Below are 18,765 nucleotides of genomic sequence, written 5' to 3'. Positions count from 1 at the left end.
AGACATATAAATGATTGTAGCGACTAAATCAATTTTTTAACTTTTGCAGACTATAGTCTGAAGACTAAATTAACTGAGAATCTTAAGATAACCTTCAAATATATTTTCAGCTCAAAGTGGGTTTAGCAGAAGCATTTGGAAGGGTTTTGAAGCAAAAACGGGAAGCTTTAAAGTTAAGTCAAGAAGAGCTTAGTTTTGAAGCAGGTTTACACCGCACTTATATTAGTCTTTTTGAGCGTGGTTTAAAGTCACCAACTTTAGATGTAATTTTTCGATTATCGACTGCTTTAAATATTCTTCCTTCTCAGTTTATTGCAGAAGTTGAACAGTTAATAAATACTACTTCAAGCTAGTAAAAAAATCATGAAAATTCAGAAAATGGAGAGTTTATTAACTTCCCCAGAAGTTGAGACTAATAGTATCTATTTACAAGCTCGTCACGATGTTGAAGAAGCAGTAAAACAAGTTGAATGGCCTGAAGGAAGTGGAAAATTTACTATCTATCCAGAAAGTGGTAAAAAAAGAGGAGAAGGAAACGGTGTTAAACCAATAAAAGTAAAATTTATCGAGTGTTTACAAGCTAAAGGTTGGAGAAAAGAAGCGTCTATAAGCGATAACTTAGGAAATGTAGATGCTGTGTTTAATAGAGCAGGTAAAGTAATAGCTGTGGAATGGGAAACAGGAAATATTTCCTCAAGTCATCGCTCTATTAATAAAATGGCATTTGCTATTCAAAGACAAGATATTTTAGCTGGCTTTTTAATAGTTCCTTGTCGGACTTTAGCAAAATATCTGACTGATAGAATTGGTAATTTTGAAGAACTGGAACCCTATTTTGATTTTTGGCGAAACTGTACGGCTTGCTATCCAGGTATTTTAAGCATTATTGGCATAGAATATGATGATACAAGTTATGATGTACCTAGAATTCCTAAAGGTACATCTGGAAGAGCAAAAAATTAACCTTCAACATAATCATTATTTTGATGATAATGTAAATTCCCCTCAGTTAACCTCTCAATAATTACATCACAATTTTGTATTTCTACACCAATCCAATTCCGACTATTTGCTTCACAAACAGCATAAGTTGTACCACTCCCGCCAAATGGATCGATAATTAAATCTCCAGGTAAACTAGACATTTGAACAACTCGATCTAACAACTTAGTTGATAGTTGATTAGTCTTTCGCTTTTTACTTTTAAATTTCCAATGACGTACAGGAGGAATATCATTCCAAACATCGGTTAAATTAACACCCAAGGGATTCATTGCCTGACGATGACCGCCATAGTCTTTGATTTCTTTGCCACAATGACGACAAGTTTCTATGGGAGTCCTAATTTTTCTAAATACTTTTGGTTTACCTTTAGAATAATATAAAAGGCTGTAGTGACTGGGATAAAGTCTACCAGTTATTGGCATACTAACTTTTAAATTAATTGTTATCCAATGGCGAAAAGTTAAACCACAATTTATTAGATGAGAGCCTAATAATATATTCCATTTAGGTAAGTTATAAATAAATAAACTACCACCAGGTTTAAGGATGCGACAACATTCATATATCCAAGTAAAACACCAATTCAAATATTCACTATCTACCAGAGAGTCATTAGATTTATTGCCATAATTTTTCCCTAAATTAAAAGGAGGGTCGGCAAAAATTACATCAGCAATTTCATCTTTGATATTCGGTAAAATTTTCAGGCAATCTGCCTCAAATAAAATACCTTGAATTGAACTAAAACATGGTTCAATTTTTTGGGCATCCTCAAAGTATTTTTCCCAAGAAAATTTACTTAGATTATTAAAGTTTAAAGAAAGTTGTTTTGCCATTTTATAATACAAAAGTAGGGGCAGGTTAATAGCCTACCCCCTAGACAAATTTCATGCTTTGACAGGCGCACAGTATTTCAACAATGCCATGACTCCCCGTGCAGTTCGGGGTACCTCATCTATTTATTTATTGTAATACATGGTACTATAATTCAGTAGATATTAAAAAAAATCATACTTAATATGGGAAAAATTGATCTTGTTTATTATAGTAAATGTATATGATGTACCTAAAGTTCTTAAAGATACATTTTCATCTTTGAGATTCGGTAAAACAAATAAAAGGAATATAACTTGTAACAGGAGTAATAGTAATATGTCTGTATATATAAAGCACCTTGAAGCTAAAGGAATTTATGGAATTTTTGATATAAATTTAGATTTTCATCAAGGGATTAATGTTTTATTTGCTAAAAATGGCAAAGGGAAAACTACTTTGCTACATATTATTGCTAATTTACTGAATGAAGATTATGAAAGATTTGCTTTTATTGATTTTGATTATATTAATATGGTGATGAGTGATGAAAGTCAAGTCGAGTTGAAAAATAACAGAAATGATGAGGAGATTATATTATCTTTGAATGGAGTGGAAGAAAAAAAAAATCCATTAAAAAAAACTAAAGAAGATACTTCTACAAAGTTTTCTAAACTAATGGCTAATGCTGCTTCTCTTATGGCTGCCGAGCTGTGGATAAATGATAATATTTCCAACCAATCCTCAGAACAAAAATTAATAACAGCTTATTTTCCAGCTTTTAGAAGTATGATAGAAGCTTGGGCATCTACACAGGAAGAAATTGGCAAACTAAAAAATATATCTGATGAAAAAAAGCAACAACTAAAAACAGATTTTGCACGTCAAATTTTTGGAGACTTTGTGCCCTTACTGAACTATCCATCTGTTCTTGAAATAGAGCAAGTATTAAACCAAGAAATTTCTGAAGCTTTTTATCAACTAAAGCAAGCAGAACAAAAATATTTAGGAAACATTCTACCTGAAATATTTAATACTCTTTCCAAAAATTCCAAACCTGTAGAAGAAGACTCAAATTCAATTCTAGAAGAAATCAAACAACTCAGTAACGATCTTAAGTTTCAAATGCTTGAAGACCTCCGCACTGCTGTTGAATCATTTCAAGCTAATGAAAAATCAAAAGAAGCTGCTGTCAGAATTTTAATTACCTACAGAGAAGCACTGCAAAAAATATCTGATGAACAGAAAACTTACTTTCAGAATATTGAGAAATATCTAGCTGCTATTAACTCATTTTTAGAAAGTAAAGAGATAGAAATTATCTTTAAAAACTTACCAACTTTAGGCATAAATTTTCATAATGGTATGCCTACTATTCCAGGCATAAGTAAAGCATTATCATCAGGAGAACGTCAAATTTTAACCATGATATATGCGGCCTCTCAGATGAGCGAACAAGAAATAGTTTTAATTGATGAACCAGAAATTTCTCTTCATGTAGACTGGCAACGTAAATTACTAGAAAAAATATCTCAACAGTTGGGTAACAAACAAATTATTGCTTGTACTCATTCTCCAGTAGTGGGAGCTGACTATGAAGATGAAATAATAATACTTGAACCTAAAATTACTCAAAATCCTCAAATAGTTTCAACAACGATAGTAAATGAGTAAATTTGGAATAAAAAAGAAGAGGAAAAATAATAATAATGGCAAAAAGCAGTCCCAAATTTACTCCACAAGAGTATCGAATCTACTTGATGAATAGTAGTGAAAAACATATTTTAGTTGAAGGCAAAAATGATAAATATTTTATAGAAAGGACGTTGTCTTATCTGGCAAATCAAATAAAGAAACCAGAATTAACAGAACAGGTTTTGGTAGATTCAGCAGAATCTTTAATTAAAGCTGATTCAGGAACAGGCAACAATAAGCAAAAAATTCAAGAAATTGCTAAAAGTATAGTTGGTAAATCTTACAGTCAGAGGTTTATCGGTTTTGTAGACCGGGATTTCGATATGTTTGATTGGGATTATGAACAAACTCAAATACTGCAAGACAATTTTCCAGGACATAATATAGAAGAACGAATTATTAGAACACGAGGACATTCATTAGAAAACTATTTATTTGAACTCGATATAGTTAGTAAATTTTTTGACATAAATACAACAATACCTAATGCCCAAACAGCCACAAATTTATTTAGACAAATTTTTAAATCGGTAATATATTCAGCTTGTACTGTTGGTTTAGCTGCTACTAAAAGTAGTCTATTACAAAGAATAGAATCAGGTATTGTTTGGAGAAATTTCATTGAGTTAACCTCTGGGGAAATAAATTTTTTGCTAGAAGAATGGTTGAATTTTTTGACCGATGAACGTGGTATACCCGATTGCAAAATTTTAGAACTTAAACAAAATTATAAAATCTATATTCAACCTATTAATCAAACATCTTTTGAGATTGTGAAATGGCTATGTCATGGTCATATTGGTTATGATTTTTTGAGAGAAGCATATATTAAATGTGTTATGCAAATTATCAAAGATAGCAAAGAAGCTGATAGTAAAGTTAACTGGACAACAAAAGATAAGATGTTCCAGCAGTTGATTAATTATTGGGTTCAGGAAATATTCAGTAACAACAGGATATATTTTCAAGAAATATTTGAAATGTTAGATTTAATCCTCTGAACTTTTCGGAAAATTTCCCTCCTGATAAGCAGTAATTTGCTCGTCACTCAACAAGTCCATAAAATCTGCTAACTCACTATAAGTAACACATCGAACTTCTGGTAAACCACAGACAGACTCAGCAAACCGAAACATTGCGTTCCAGTAAGCACCGTTATTCCAAGCTGAAAAATGATGCCCAATATCTATAGGAGCGCGGTTGCCATTGTAGTTCTTCTGGAAATATTTCATGTAAGTTTTCAGAGTATCCTCCTCATAACGTTTCGCATTACGAGGGTTTGGTTTTGCCTTAGAATGCAAATAATAAAAGTTATAATCCATTGACAGAACGTTTTTTCCACGAGAGTTAGTCAAACTAGCTAACGGAAAGTTCCAAATACCATTTTCCTTTCGCGGCCAATAGTTAGATAATGCTACTTTGCTGGTATCATAGCGGAAACCATTTTTGGCTAAAACTTTATACAAACCAGGACTTCGAGCTAATAGTGGTGCGCGAAAACCTTCGATGGCAGTGTGATCGAATACTAGAGAACCTGGCAATTCATTAATTTTATGCGCTCCAAAGAAAAATTGCTCGAAATATTGAAATTCTTTGCTCCAGTCTTGCTCGCTCCATTTGCTACCATTAAAATGACCTACTGCATGAGACCCGATCTCGTGACCTTCTTGATAAGCGAGATTAACTTGTTCGAGTCTCAGAGCAATATCTTCTGCTGTATCACCCCAACCAATATCCGACCGACCTTTTCCTTTCCCACCGGGAGCATCGTAAAGTGTTCGTTTGTCTTTGCTGACAAAATATACTGCACTGACAAAATAAGTGAAGCGCAGGTTAATGCCTTTTTTCTCCATTTCTTGGGCAAAGTTGCGCGATCTTTTCCAAGCGTCTAGGGAACGGGAACCATCAAAAGCTAACATCACAAATTGGGGCGGTTGATCTATTTTGCTCACGATACCTTCATCTTGCATTAGTTTGTAGAGGAAACGTGCATTCCAAAGGTTCAACTGACAGCTATTTCCACCATTAGCTTTGACACAAGCAGTGATTAATTCTTGAGGAAAAGGACCCATGACTTGGTTATTTTCGACGCAATAACCGATAATTTTGTTGAAGGTAGCTCCCTCCGGACATCTTCTGTTTCCGTATGCTTGGAGAAATAATTTTTCTGACCATTGGTTACTATTGCAACTGCCACCACCTCCCCATTCTTGGCATTTTTTTATCATTGTTGGAGTGAATGGACCGATAACATATTCGCCAGATTTGATGTAATAGCCTCCTTTATCGTTGATGGACTTTTTCTCAAATTTTAATGTTTCTGGTTCAGCAATTTGATTGTTAGTTGTCTCAGAAATATTAGATCTATTCCCGCAGGCAGATATTAATAGTAAAGTGCAATAGATTAAGGCAAAATAGTACGATTTTATTTTTTTTAGCATTTTGAACTCTTCAGTAACGCCTGATTTGATATTTTTAATTTTGGATTTTAGAAAAACCCTCTGTGAATAACATTATATTAAACTTGGGCTATGTTGAAGGCGCACCAGAATTTATTACTGAAGTTGCGAATAGTAGTGCTTCTTTTGGCTGAGGAGAAAAATTGAAAGTTTATCGACGCAATTAAGTACAAGAATATTTAGTCTGGCAAGTTTACTAACAAAAAATCGATCAGTTTCGGTGGCGAGAGGGCGAGAGGGAGAATATATTAATTTGCAATGCAATATATATGAACAGGATATTATTAGAAGTGAAATTTTTCCTGGTTTATGGTTATAGCTTTCTAATTTAGTTTCAGATAATTTAGTAGAAGTACAGTCGGAGTTACAAAAAGGTTTAAAAACATCTCAGCATGAGGAATTTTGAGCACAGTTAAATAAATCTCAAATATAGAGATTTTAAGCTAGATTCGATCAAGTTTACTGAAAAAACAGTTGTATTACTAAATGAATTTCTTGCCTTCCCTTCTACAAATTTTTTATACACGAATCATCAATATAAACTTGATTTCTACCAGCATTTTTAGCATTGTATAGAGCCATATCTGCTGCTTCTAGTAATATTTTAGGATTAGAGTCAGTAAAGCAGCTAGTATTTGCAACTCCTAAACTACTTGTCACAAACTTACTCACTGCCGAAGCTGCATGGGGAATTCTTAAAGCTTCAATTTGTGCTCTAATATTTTCTGCAACCTTCAGCGCTCCTTCTATGGGAGTATTTGGTAACACAACTACAAACTCTTCTCCTCCATATCGAGCTACAAAATCTCCTGGTCGCTTCACTGCAGCACTAATAGTTTGAGCCACCTGTTGCAAACATTTGTCTCCCTGCTGATGGCCGTAAGTATCGTTGTAGGGTTTAAAATAATCTATATCCACCATAATTATTGACATAGAAGTTTTATCCCGTGTTACCCTTTTCCACTCTTGGTCTAGTTTTTCCTCAAAATGGCGACGGTTACAAATTCCTGTTAAACCATCAATATAAGCTATTTCTTTTAATTCTTGATTTAGTTTTTCTAAACGATGATAAAGTTGAGCTTGTTGAATAGCGATCGCTATCTGAGTTGCCAAGCGCCTCAATAGATCGGTGTCTGAGATTTGCCATTGTCGCTTATCAGTACATTGATGAGCTACTATTAATCCCCATGCAGTAGTTTCTGAACCTTCTTTCTCCCCTTCTTGATTAATTAAAATTGGCAATACCATACTTGCTTTAACTTGAAACTGTTTGAGTAGCCCGGCATGACATTTGTTTACATCTGGATTTTCAACATCTTCTATTATACTAATATGACCTTGTTTATAGCGTTCCATAATATCTGTGTTTGGAAAACATGGATCTTCAATAATTTCACCTAAAATTGGATTGCTACCTACTGCTACAGATTCTTTTTCTACGATACCTTTTCCGTTTTCCAAAAAACGATAAATTAAGACACGATCGCACTCCAAAAAAAACCTTACTGACTCTACTGTAGTCTCTAATATTTCATCCAAATTTAAAGATCTATGAATTCGGTCTAGAATAACTCCTAATAAATGCTCTTTTTCTCTAAGTTCCTCCACAGCTAGCTCTGCTTTTTTACGATCCGTAATATCCAGCACTGTGCCAAATATGCCTATAGGTTCTGAGTTATTATTTACATTATTATCTAAAACTAAAGTAGCCTGAGTATAAATATATCTTAATGTACCATCTGGTCGAATAATTTGATATTCACATTCACAACTTTCTGCCTTTTCTAAGATGAAAATCACATTTTTATCCCATAATTGTTGGCTTTCGAGAGTAAACATTTCCAGCCATTCTGAATAAGTTGGTTTTGGTCTGTTAGGGTTGAGACCAAAAATACGAAATACTTCATCTGACCAAGTTATTTTTTGCGTCTTTAAGTCGTATTCCCAATTTCCTAAATGAGCAATTTTTTGTGCTTCCTGTAGCTTGGCTTTGCTTTCTTTTAAAGCATTTAAACTTTTATTCTTCTCATGTGTATAACGAATTACTCGATTTAATGTATATTCGTTAATTTCTGATTTATTCAAGTAATCTGCTACCCCTTTATCCATTAAATCCATTTCTAATTCTTGATTTTCTGTATCTGTGAGTAATACAATTGGCGTTTGAGAACCTAGATTAATTGCTGTTTTCATTAATTCTAATCCTTTTGTTTCTCCAATATGATAGTCAAGCAAACAAATATCATGTTGATTTTTTTTCATTACGGTTAATCCTGTTTCATAAGTATTTTCCCAGTCTAGTAATATTTTTGGTGATTCCACCTGTGACAGCAAGTTATAGATCATAATAAAATCGTCTTGATTATCTTCTATTAAAAGGACTTTAATGAATTTCTTATTCATCGAAAAAATTAGTTCTTACAATTTTTTTTTACAATATGAGTATTTAAAAGTTAATAAAAAATTATATTTTATCTTGCCTAGAAAACTGGAAAAAGTCGCAGCTTGAGTTTCAGTGATACTATTAAGAGCAAGTAATATCATGTTCCCCCTCCGGGGGAGCTGTGCTAACGTTTGAATACTTACACTTTGCGGGAAGGAAAGCAGAAGGCAGAAGGCAGAAGGCAAAAGGGAAGAAAAGGCTTGAAGGGAAAAAGTTTTTTTATCGTTAATTATCCGGACATGATGTAAGCTTGTTCTTGTGGTAGCAAATATGACTTGCTTGAAGTCTTTAATAATCATTGTTTTACTTTTAACTGCGGACTGTACATTTTAGATTATCTACTTTTTTTCCAGTTATTATGGTGACTTATGAATGAAGGTAGTAGTGATTTTTTGATCTTGATCAAGTGAGTCATTGAACTTTAATAGAGTGAGTGAGTCAACTCACTTTCAGTTAAGTAGATGAGTAAACTGTTGTGATAAGCATCATATTCTTCTCTATTTTGATTATATTTTTTATTTTTTATTTTTTATTTCTCTATATCAGAATGATGGGCACTTTCTCTGTATCAAGTCAAATATTCGGCTCTCTTTGAAAAGAGGGAGTAGGGAGTAGGAGGAAATAATTGATAATTTATGTGGGAGAATTGATTTTATTTTTTATTATGAGAAATGCCTAATAGAAATAGTAGGGAGTAGAGAAATATTCGTGCCATATTTGCGTAGTACTATGGGAATAAAAAAGCAACAGCAGTAAGGCTCCGTGGGGTGAGACAAACGTACTTTCCATAGCATTAATTATTCTATGTTTTGTGAATAAAAAATAAATTATTTGGCAAGGAGGAGAGGTAGGGAGACTGAGGAGGAGTTTTAATGATGCTTAATCAAAAGAACTTAATATTTCTAATTTAGATTTGTGGAAGTACCCAAAGTCAAATTCCATCTGCTTGAACCCTATAGATATATTGGTTGGAACTAATGATTATACTGCAATAATGTACTTCACTTTGGTATAGTAAAGTCTTGATGCATAATATTCAACTACTTATTTTACTGTTGCATTTATTCATATTTATTATTTCTATACTTCCCACTGTGAGTGCATAAATTTAGTTACAGACGTTAATCAAAATACTTAATTACCAGTAGATAATAAAGAAAAGAAAAATTTCTTATTTTAACAGAAATTAGCATCAGAATAATAGAGTAGTAAGCAATAACAATCAAATTATTTGATATGGTAATAAATGCTAACTAAATTAAGATTATTAATAGATAGCATTATCTATATTAAGCATAATATTGTAATATGCAAAATAGCAATTTATGGTTAGGTATTAATACATAGTTCGATTGTCACCCAGAACTAACTATCCAAAAATTATCTAACTATTGTGACTGTTCAGACTGTGTTGGTAAACAAATCAGATTATCATTCTGGATAAATATTAAGCCTTGCTGACGTAATTTACCCATTAGACGAGTCACAGTTACGCGGGTTGAACCAATAGCACTGCCAATTTGAGCATGGGTCAAAGGCCAAGGCAAAAAATAACCACTGGTTACTTCTGGTTTATCTTGGGCGATCCATGGTTCCCCATATTCTTCAATTAATAGCGTCAGAAATCCGAATAATCTGTCAATAGTGCGACGTTGGCCTAGAGTACTTAGCCACAGAAGCTTCCGTTGATGTTGGTATCTAAAGGCATCTAAGACTTCTCTGCGAAAGTGAGGCCAATTATCTAGGTCATGCCAATACATCCAAAGCACAGTTGTTTGATCTGCATGAGCATAAGCTTGAAGCGTAAATGGTGACTGAGCTATAAGTTCAAATGGTTGACCAGCACCAACAAATCCAAGGAAAGCTTCATCGGAAACATCATTCGTGTTTGATTTGCTGGACTTATTGCGACTGGCACTAATATGGGCATTACCCACTAAACGAATTGACCCTTTTTGTACTAGGTACAGTAAACCTGGACGGGCAGGAATACGTTCATCTTTGCTAAAAGCTCTGCTACGGTAGTGTTCTTCTGCCCAATCTATGATTAGTTGCCAAGTAAGAAATGGCCTGCTAGTAGGTGCAGAAGTACTGCTAGGTTGCGTATTCAGTGACATTTCTGGTAAATCTGGATGTGATGATAGTTGCATTGGTACTTTTTTGTAGTAATAATTGGCCTGAAGTTTAAATCACTTCGGTAAGAGGAATAGAAGCAGATTTTTATCTTTCTGCTTATACCAGTTTTATCCTTAGTTCCAGTGTAGCAAAAAACACATCTAATTCTGAATATTCAAGAGAAATTTTCTTTGAGGTGTTCAAGAATTAAGAATTTAGAATTAAGAATTTAGAATTACCTCTTCTTATAAATTAAGAGGATTGGATAAAAGGATTTTTTTCCTTCTCTTGGTCTCATGGATATGGTGCAGGTTTCCTCGCCATCCCTCGATCTCTTTTTTCTCCATGAATGGAGAGGCTTTAAACCTTAATTATTCGGTAATCATATTGGCAAAATTATCATTTAAGTACATTTCTATACAAATTTTACAAAAAGCTATAAATTTATACCTGGAACAATTAAAATTATTTTGCAGGTACGAAAATACGTTAGAAGTTTGGGAAAAGAAAGAAGAAATTCCGATGAACCAAACTATCAATAATAAAGCAATTGTATATAAGTCAGCGATCGCTCTGAAATTAGCTTCGGTTTGTCAACAACCAGCGATATATATTGCTACTGAGTTAGTTAAATATTGTAGGGAAATTGTTAATAATGACATTGACAAAGATATAGAAAATTTTGAGTTCGAGGTGATTTCATCTAGCATAATTGACTGTAATTTAACTGATTTTAGTCTAGCTAACTGGTTGCATTATCTAACTTATTTCCCCCTAAATTTTGAGCAACAAGAATTACAGGTTGGAGTTGACTTTAACGAAGTCAGAAGTTGTTTTGATTACTTTGATAAATCTTTAGAAAGCACAAATTTGTTTCCCATTCAGTATAGTCATGCTCGTTGTTGTTCGTTATTACGGATGGGTATACGCGATCGCCTAATTAATCTTGCTCCCATGGATGCAGATACCAGTGGTAAATTTTGGCAGTTGCAAACTTCTCAACCTATATCCTGGCAACAACCTAATGGGCAGTTACAATTTTCACATAATTCTGAATATCAATTAATTGCTCAAATTGCTTCTACTTTTGATCGTATCTATTGTGTTTCTAGCAGCAAAAAACCTATAAATTGGCAAAAAGTAGCTGATGCTATCAGTGTAGCTTTTCAAAATTTTTACAGTCATTGTCGTATTTGGGGTGAAGTGAAGGTGAAAAAACCGAAGTTAGCACAAGCTAGATTAGGTTTAGTTTTGCTTACTCAGTCTGTACTTAGATTTTTATTAGAAGAAGGGTTAGGTGTGGAAGCACCTGTAGAGCTTTAATTTTGGTGTTACAATTTTGATTGTATTTAACATCAAACTAAGACGTATGAGTTATATTGTAATTTATGACGGCAACTGCAATTTATGTGTAACGTTGGTGCAGGTGTTGGAAAGTATAGATAAAGGTGAGCTATTTGAGTACATTCCTATGCAAGATTTAGAAAAACTAAATCAATTTGGTATTACTGCTCAGGATTGTGAAATGGGTATGATTTTGATTGATGGTAATGCACCGGAATGTAGGTGGCAGGGTAGTGATGCAGCGGAAGAAATAGGGCGACTTTTGCCTGTGGGGGATGTGTTTGTGGCAGCATATCGGGGTTTACCAGGGGCAAAATGGATGGGCGATCGCTTTTATGAACAGATTCGAGATAATCGTTATACAATATTTGGTAAGCGTTCTACTACTTATAATTCACCTTATCCTTTTGGTTGTAAAGCTTCTTTAAACTTATTGGAGACATCAGGGAATAGGGAGATTAAGGCTAGTCCAAAAGAATAAATCTTACAACTATTGACAAAAATTTTATCTCTTTGTTATACTACTTTTCAAGATAGCATACAATATTAGTATCTATTGTCTCTTGTTGGCTGCTGTCTCATCGGTGGTAGATATATATATTCACTTGTATATCTCAATTTGTAATTAATTTTTAGTACAGGTAGGTGTTTGTAAGTAGGTAGTTTAGGAGACTAAATGCTTACAAGCGTTTAGGTATATTAAAGACTAGCTACAAGTCGAGATACACGAGTCAGTATACATATCTACCATTGATGAGACATTAGCTGAAGCTAGTACCACTTATGTAGTGTTTATTTAGTTTGAGTAATACTCATTTTATGAAATTCCTTGTAGAAAAATATCCTAATGTTATATGTGAGTCAAAAGTGACATTAGTTGTCACTATTAACTCCTATTTTTTGGAAAGCTTCTATCAAGATAAGGGAGTTTTTTTTGAGTAACTCACTATTTCACTATTAGTGATAGATATCTGATGTTCTGATGTGTTATTCGCAAATAACTCAAAGGAAATATCAGTAAAATGATTACAAAAAAGCAGCATTCCATAGATGATTATGGTGATTTAATCTATAAATCTTTAAAGCTTTTAGCGCAAGCTTTATATCCATATATTAAAGAAAAAATGCGAGAATACTACTCAGATAATTGGTTGAAAGAAGCAAAAAATATCTTAAAAAATCAGCAAGGATTAAACAAACGCAACTTAGATGAAGCTTTGCGTAAAGATGTATCTTTGCAACTAAAGCTTATCTATAAACTGTGGGATAATATCTTTCAATATGATTTAAGTCAAGGAACAGAAATGAGTAAATCAAAAGTAAAAAAACTTCTAGATATTCGTAATAATTTTGCCCATTTTTTGCCATTTCCCAAGAAAAAAGCAGATATAGCACTTGACAGTATTATTCAACTACTTAAAACTATCAATGCAGCAGAAGTAGAAAATGTAGACAAAATAAAAAACAGGAAGTATTAGAACTCCTGTTCTAAGCAGATAAGAGCGTGTAAAAAAAATACTATTAGACATCTCCAGAAATTAAAAAAAATCAATTATTATCCATAAATTGTCAATTATTTATCTCTGTTTCCTATTCCCTATTCCCTCTTTTCTGGAGATTTCTATTTGTTTATATTCACTTACTATCATGCTATTTTTTTTAATGTAAGTGTAAGTTGTAGCCTTATCTACCGTAATTTAATTATTTCGGTACAACATAATAAGATTTCAGCTTAAACCTAAAATTGGTTTAGTTCGATTATTAGTCTAATTACATTGGGATTATCAAAATGTTCGTATTAATTTCAATTCTTATCTTGTGCGATATTTTCAAACTTTTGCCAATTTACTGAATAATTAAGATTTAAAGCCTCTCTTTTAAAGGAGAAAAAAGCAGTCGTTTGCGGAGCAGTCCGTTAGGATGGGATGGATGGGTTTCCTAAGCATATCCAATCGACCAAGAGAAGAAAAAATTTTCCTTAAGAGTCAATCCTCTTCTTTTCAAGGATAGGTAATTGTTAATTATTAATTATTAATTATTAATTGTTGAAATGGTAGCTTATCTAGCCAAAGAGTATATAGCAATTGGCGAGAGGAAAATCAAAGTAATGAAGAACGTTTATACGAACTAGGTTTTGACTGTATTGACATTCCTACAACAGAAAAACAGAGTGTCGATCAAAAATTAATAGCTGACTGTGAAAGAGAACTTCATTCTATTCCATCTACTGACATCTTAATTTTAATTACTGGAGATGGAGACTATAAAAATCTTGTTCGTCAATGGCAAGCTAAAGGTAAAAAAGTAATCATTTTTGCTAACTCAAAGAATGCTAATCGAAAATTATTTAGTCTTGCTGACGAAGATTATTTTGTGGACAAAAAACTACCAGAATTATTTGAAGTAAAAACTAGGCTTATACAAATGATATAATTAGTATTTGTCATTTAATTTTGCGAAATTTGTCAATCTACTTGATGGGAAATGTTGTTAGATAAAGTCTAAGGATAGAAACCTAGTTTGTCTTGTAATTTTACAGAATGAAACAAACTAGGTTTCAGAGAAAATTTTGCTAATTATTATTTTTTTGTATTAAGTTTATCAAAAAATATAAAACAATACTTAGTAGCAGTATTTAATCAAAATTAGTTAATATAATACTAAACAACTATTTAACATCAAAAATAATATGACTATCCGTAATAACCAAGAGATAATTTGTAAAAGCTTGAACACTCTAAGTCAGGGTTTATACCCTTATCTTGTCAAAGAAATGGAAGCAAATTACTCAAATGACTGGGTAAAAGTTGCAAGACCAATTCTAAGTATTCCCAAAAAAAGTGATTTAGAAAAAACATTATCTGAAGATGTATCTTTACAACTAAAGTTAATTGTGAAAAAGTGGGATGATGTATTCAAAAAAAATAACAATTTGAGTAAAGCAATAGTAGAAGAGCTTATAGAAGTGCGCAATAAGTGGGCGCATGGCACTCCATTTTCTATAGATGACACTTATCGCGCCCTTGATAGTATTGCCAGACTCATTAAAACTATTGAAGCAGAAATAGAAGAAGTAGAAAAAGAAAAGCAAGAAGTATTACGAATTCTATCTCAACAACAATTTCGTCATGAAAATATCCATACTCCTTCTGTTTCCCCAGAAGAAGAAAAAAGAATTATAAAGAGATTGAATGAAATATTAGAAAAAATTTCCTTTGAAAATCCTTCTCTTTTAGAAATTGCTTTAACTCACCGAACTTATCTTTATGAAAACCCTACAGAAGTAAGTGAAGATAATAATCGTTTAGAATTTCTTGGTGATGCTTTGCTCAACTTTCTTAGTGGAGAATATTTATACCGTAAATACCCAAAAATGAAAGAAGGTGACATGATTCAAAAACGTTCCAGTTTAGTGGATAATCAACAATTAGCGAAGTTTGCGATAAATTTAAACCTCGGACAATTTATTCTGCTAAGTAATGGAGAAGAATCACAGGGAGGGCGTGAAAAGAATTCATTATTAAGTGATGCTTTTGAAGCAGTTATTGGTGCTTATTATATTGATTCTGGTATTGAAGCAGTGCGCAATTTTTTAGAACCAATTTTTGCTGAAACTCTCAAAAATCCTCCTAATTATATTGAGAAAACAGAATATATTAATACTGATAACCCCATAGGTTTTCTTCAAGAGATGGTACAAAAAAAGTTTAAAACTGAACCTAAATATGAAGTTGAAAGAAATGGTGGTTCTGACAATCAACCAGAATATATAGCTATGGTTTTGATCGATGATGAAGACTATGGCGAAGGTCTAGGTAGTAGTAAAAAAGAAGCAAAAAAACAAGCTGAGAAAAATGCCCTAGCCAAATTGAAACAAGAAGGATTAATATAGATAAATATCAATAAATATAATATTGAAAAATGACAAATAAACTACCTGAATTTAAAAATTCTGAACTTCTAAAACAAGCTTTAACCCACCGCTCTTTTTTAAACGAAAACTCTGGAGAAGAAGATAACGAAAGTCTCGAATTTCTAGGCGATGCTGTGTTAGGTTTCCTGGTAGGAGAACTACTCTATAGACGTTATAAAGAAGAACATGATTTAAAGCCTAAAGAACTTACTCGCCTCCGTTCACTTTTAGTAGATGAAAAACAATTGGCAAAATTTGCAGTTCAACTCGAAATAGGTGAATTAATGCGCCTGGGTAGAGGAGCAGAAAAAGATGGAGGCCGTCAAAATCCTGCCTTACTTAGTGACACTTTTGAAGCAATAATTGGAGCCTTTTTTCTAGATTCAAATTTGACGAAAGTTCGCCCTTTTGTGAAAAAAATTTTTCAACCCGTTGCAGATGAAATAATTTTTCCAGATTCAGAAAGCGATGCACAAACAAATGATTTAGTAGATACTAAAGGTAAATTTCAACAGTGGGCATTGGCAAAATTTGGAGAAAATCCTAAATATGAATCTAATAATGGAGAAGGTCCGGATCATGCCAAAATATTCACTGCTGAAGTTAGAGTTAGGGGAAAGTTATATGGCGTGGGAAAAGGGCATCGTAAACAGGAAGCTGAAAAACGAGCGGCAGAAAAAGCTCTGAAAAAAGTAGGATTAATTTGAAGAAAATATGGGGGTCATTTCAGTTATCAGTTATCAGTTATCAGTTATCAGTACCTCTGCAATAAAGAGGTTTGAAATAAGGAATATTCTCTTTTTTTGGCATTGCTGAAATGTAATATTGTAAGTAGCTGAAGATAAAATTGAAAAACTTATGTTTTGCGTTGATACTTAATCTAAAAATCATTACCACTCAGCAACGCCATTATATGCACAAATTTTTCGACTGATAGCTGATAGCTGATAGCTAATAGCTGATAGCTAGTTAAATTAAGCAACAGCTTGACGTCCTTCAGTTTGACCAAACCGAATATAATGTTCTAACCCATTGATAAATAAACCATTTGCCACTGCATCAGCAACTTCTGGGTAAGTGGCCAGATAAAATTCTTCATCAAAAGCAAACTGAGGCGATCGCCCTTCTAAAAAGCCAAATTCTAACCAATGTTCAAACCCGTTACTAAATACACCATTTGCCACGGCATCTGCTACAGCGGAATTTTCTAGCAAGTAAAGATTTTCGTCGAAACTGCTAGGAATATTGAGGGAAGGAATATTTGGAGGTTGACTATTAGAGTTTAGTTTGGCAACAAAAATATCATTCGCTGTACTACTACCATCTGGAATAAATTCCGGAAAAGCACTGGAGTTACTGGAGCCGACAATATAAGCGTTGCCAACTTCGTCTACTGCAATGTCATTGCCAAATATACCCAAATTATTGTTGCTCTCAAAGGAAATTGAATATTCTACAGTTGCACCATCGTTAGATATTTTACTGACAAAAGCATCGGCAAAGTTATCGTTGCCAATAATATAAGTATTGCCAACCGCATCAATATCAATACCTTCGATAGACTCGAAATTTGCTCCACCTAAGTAAGTCGCATATCCAATAGAGCGATCGCTATTCACTTTAATCAAAATTCCATCACTTTCACCCCCACCAAAATTATCTTGTAAAGCATTAACAGTGGGAAATTCTCCAACTGGGGGTACTACTGCATCACCTCCGATAATTTGACTACCGGAAGCTCCTGCTACATAAATATTGCCCACTTCATCTACGGCAATGCTATTACCAGTATCTCCATCTACCGCACCATAATAAGTGGAAAAAATTAGGTCGCTACCGTCACTATTAAGTTGGGTAATAAATATATCTCGGTCTCCACCTAAAGAATTTTGTACTGCATTTACTGTCGGAAAGTCAACGGAGCGAGTATCACCAGTTATATAAGCATTGCCACTACTATCTATAGTAATATCCTTACTTACCTCCGTATCATTTCCACCAAATAAAGTTGAGTAGATTAATTCACTACCATCGGCAGATATTTTACTGACAAAAGCATCACGATTAAATTCACTAATTAAAGTATTTTGTAGGGCATTTTCTGTGGTAGGAAAGTCACCTATACCAGTCAGAGGGACGATGGGAAAACGGAGTAAAGCACCTGTATCTCCTGTTATATAAACATTGCCATTATCATCTACAGCAATACCACTACTAAAATCGTTATCTTGCCCACCTAAATAAGTAGAATACTCAATATTACTACCATCATCAGATAGTTTAACAACAAAAGCATCTCCTGAAAATTCACCGCCACCATAAGTACTTTGCAAAGCATTTACTGTTGGAAAGTCAACAGAATTAGTATTACCTGTGACGTAGATATCTCCACTTTCATCTACTTCAATATCTGTACCAAAATCATCACCACTTCCACCTATATATGTAGAATAAAGCAGAGTTCCATCAGGAGAATATTTAGCAACAAAAGCATCACCAGAACCAAATTCATTACCTCCAGCAAAGCTATTTTGTACAGAATTTGCAGTTACTGGAAAATCTATAGAGTTCGTACTGCCTGTAATGTAAATATTGCCTTCTGCGTCAGTAGTTATACCTCGTCCATCTTCAAAACTACTACCTCCTAAAAGGTCAGAAAATTCTATATTTGGGTTATTATTTGAGGGAATTTGGGAATCGAAATTTAACCCTGGGTTACTAATTAAAACTATATCATTAGTTTCTGGGAAATTTTCTACTGGAGTAATTACCTCTGGAGAAACTTCTGATGGTGGTGGCGGTGGAAACTCTGGGCTTGCTGATATTACCTCTGGAGAAACTTCTGCTGATGCTGGCAGTGGAAGTTCTGAACGTGTTAATATTCTCTGCGACTGTTCAACTAGATTTAATTCATCCATAATTAATACTAAATTAAATTCAAAATTTACTGGGAAATTATTTTCATTATTATACAATAA

Annotated in this window: 14 protein-coding genes and 1 pseudogene; 10 read left to right on the top strand and 5 right to left on the bottom strand. The window is 33.4% G+C overall.

What is annotated here, in order from left to right:
• Positions 1–116: 116 nt before the first annotated feature.
• Both AC3DU7_RS01830 and AC3DU7_RS01825 read left to right on the top strand, forming a co-directional pair.
• A complete protein-coding gene (locus AC3DU7_RS01830) occupies positions 117–353 on the top strand; it encodes a helix-turn-helix domain-containing protein (RefSeq protein WP_488037663.1) in 237 nt (78 codons plus the stop codon).
• Between the two features lie 10 nt (positions 354–363).
• Positions 364–963: a BglII/BstYI family type II restriction endonuclease gene (locus AC3DU7_RS01825; protein ID WP_488037662.1), complete on the top strand. Its 600-nt coding sequence runs from the start codon at positions 364–366 to the stop codon at positions 961–963.
• On the opposite strand, the gene AC3DU7_RS01820 is transcribed toward AC3DU7_RS01825, so the two are convergent.
• Positions 960–1,841: a DNA-methyltransferase gene (locus AC3DU7_RS01820; protein ID WP_488037661.1), complete on the bottom strand. Its 882-nt coding sequence runs from the start codon at positions 1,839–1,841 to the stop codon at positions 960–962. The two genes, AC3DU7_RS01825 and AC3DU7_RS01820, sit on opposite strands and share 4 nt — an antisense overlap.
• A 316-nt stretch (positions 1,842–2,157) precedes the next feature.
• Between AC3DU7_RS01820 and AC3DU7_RS01815 the strand changes: the two genes are divergently transcribed.
• Complete coding sequence (locus AC3DU7_RS01815; RefSeq protein WP_488037660.1) at positions 2,158–3,492, top strand: AAA family ATPase; 1,335 nt, start codon at positions 2,158–2,160, stop codon at positions 3,490–3,492.
• Between the two features lie 35 nt (positions 3,493–3,527).
• The gene (locus AC3DU7_RS01810; RefSeq protein ID WP_488037659.1) at positions 3,528–4,514 is read left to right on the top strand and encodes a DUF4435 domain-containing protein; all 987 of its coding nucleotides are present in this window, start codon (positions 3,528–3,530) and stop codon (positions 4,512–4,514) included.
• Here AC3DU7_RS01810 and AC3DU7_RS01805 read toward each other — a convergent pair.
• The 3 genes from AC3DU7_RS01805 to AC3DU7_RS01795 all read right to left on the bottom strand — a co-directional run bounded on the left by AC3DU7_RS01805 (position 4,503) and on the right by AC3DU7_RS01795 (position 10,565).
• The gene (locus tag AC3DU7_RS01805; RefSeq protein WP_488037658.1) at positions 4,503–5,954 is read right to left on the bottom strand and encodes a polysaccharide deacetylase family protein; all 1,452 of its coding nucleotides are present in this window, start codon (positions 5,952–5,954) and stop codon (positions 4,503–4,505) included. The genes AC3DU7_RS01810 and AC3DU7_RS01805 overlap by 12 nt on opposite strands.
• Positions 5,955–6,479: 525 nt before the next feature.
• Positions 6,480–8,375 (bottom strand): diguanylate cyclase, encoded by a 1,896-nt coding sequence (locus tag AC3DU7_RS01800; protein ID WP_488037657.1) that lies wholly within the window; start codon positions 8,373–8,375, stop codon positions 6,480–6,482.
• 1,428 nt (positions 8,376–9,803) lie between these two features.
• Entirely contained in the window at positions 9,804–10,565 is a 762-nt protein-coding gene (locus AC3DU7_RS01795) for a Crp/Fnr family transcriptional regulator (RefSeq protein WP_488037656.1), read from the bottom strand.
• Positions 10,566–10,917: 352 nt separating this feature from the next.
• On the opposite strand from AC3DU7_RS01795, the gene AC3DU7_RS01790 reads away from it, so the two are divergent.
• From AC3DU7_RS01790 to rnc (AC3DU7_RS01765), 6 genes and pseudogenes are all read left to right on the top strand, one after another.
• Positions 10,918–11,853, top strand: coding sequence for a DALR anticodon-binding domain-containing protein (locus tag AC3DU7_RS01790; RefSeq protein WP_488037655.1), 936 nt, complete (start codon positions 10,918–10,920; stop codon positions 11,851–11,853).
• A 46-nt stretch (positions 11,854–11,899) separates the two neighbouring features.
• Positions 11,900–12,355 (top strand): thiol-disulfide oxidoreductase DCC family protein, encoded by a 456-nt coding sequence (locus AC3DU7_RS01785; protein WP_488037654.1) that lies wholly within the window; start codon positions 11,900–11,902, stop codon positions 12,353–12,355.
• A 541-nt stretch (positions 12,356–12,896) separates the two neighbouring features.
• Entirely contained in the window at positions 12,897–13,352 is a 456-nt protein-coding gene (locus tag AC3DU7_RS01780; RefSeq protein ID WP_488037653.1) for a Swt1 family HEPN domain-containing protein, read from the top strand.
• Positions 13,353–13,938: 586 nt separating this feature from the next.
• Positions 13,939–14,307 (top strand): annotated as a pseudogene (locus tag AC3DU7_RS01775) (NYN domain-containing protein); the annotation flags it as partial.
• Positions 14,308–14,563: 256 nt separating this feature from the next.
• Complete coding sequence (rnc, locus tag AC3DU7_RS01770) at positions 14,564–15,766, top strand: ribonuclease III (RefSeq protein ID WP_488037652.1); 1,203 nt, start codon at positions 14,564–14,566, stop codon at positions 15,764–15,766.
• 29 nt (positions 15,767–15,795) lie between these two features.
• On the top strand, positions 15,796–16,494 hold the full coding sequence (rnc, locus tag AC3DU7_RS01765; protein WP_488037651.1) for a ribonuclease III: 699 nt from the start codon (positions 15,796–15,798) through the stop codon (positions 16,492–16,494).
• Positions 16,495–16,761: 267 nt separating this feature from the next.
• Here rnc (AC3DU7_RS01765) and AC3DU7_RS01760 read toward each other — a convergent pair.
• Positions 16,762–18,765: SBBP repeat-containing protein (locus AC3DU7_RS01760; protein WP_488037650.1), on the bottom strand; the 2,004-nt coding region annotated here is incomplete at its 5' end.

This window comes from Okeania sp., from assembly GCF_983059655.1.
The sequence above is the reverse complement of the archived record's forward strand: the minus strand, read 5'-3'. Positions and strand labels throughout refer to the sequence as shown.

Coding starts and splice junctions, on each gene's coding strand:
- AC3DU7_RS01825 (WP_488037662.1), top strand. CDS start 364: ATGAAAATTCAGAAAATGGAGAGTTTATTAACTTCCCCAGAAGTTGAG.
- AC3DU7_RS01820 (WP_488037661.1), bottom strand. CDS start 1,841: ATGGCAAAACAACTTTCTTTAAACTTTAATAATCTAAGTAAATTTTCT.
- AC3DU7_RS01815 (WP_488037660.1), top strand. CDS start 2,158: ATGTCTGTATATATAAAGCACCTTGAAGCTAAAGGAATTTATGGAATT.
- AC3DU7_RS01810 (WP_488037659.1), top strand. CDS start 3,528: ATGGCAAAAAGCAGTCCCAAATTTACTCCACAAGAGTATCGAATCTAC.
- AC3DU7_RS01805 (WP_488037658.1), bottom strand. CDS start 5,954: ATGCTAAAAAAAATAAAATCGTACTATTTTGCCTTAATCTATTGCACT.
- AC3DU7_RS01800 (WP_488037657.1), bottom strand. CDS start 8,375: ATGAATAAGAAATTCATTAAAGTCCTTTTAATAGAAGATAATCAAGAC.
- AC3DU7_RS01795 (WP_488037656.1), bottom strand. CDS start 10,565: ATGCAACTATCATCACATCCAGATTTACCAGAAATGTCACTGAATACG.
- AC3DU7_RS01785 (WP_488037654.1), top strand. CDS start 11,900: ATGAGTTATATTGTAATTTATGACGGCAACTGCAATTTATGTGTAACG.
- AC3DU7_RS01780 (WP_488037653.1), top strand. CDS start 12,897: ATGATTACAAAAAAGCAGCATTCCATAGATGATTATGGTGATTTAATC.
- rnc (WP_488037652.1), top strand. CDS start 14,564: ATGACTATCCGTAATAACCAAGAGATAATTTGTAAAAGCTTGAACACT.
- rnc (WP_488037651.1), top strand. CDS start 15,796: ATGACAAATAAACTACCTGAATTTAAAAATTCTGAACTTCTAAAACAA.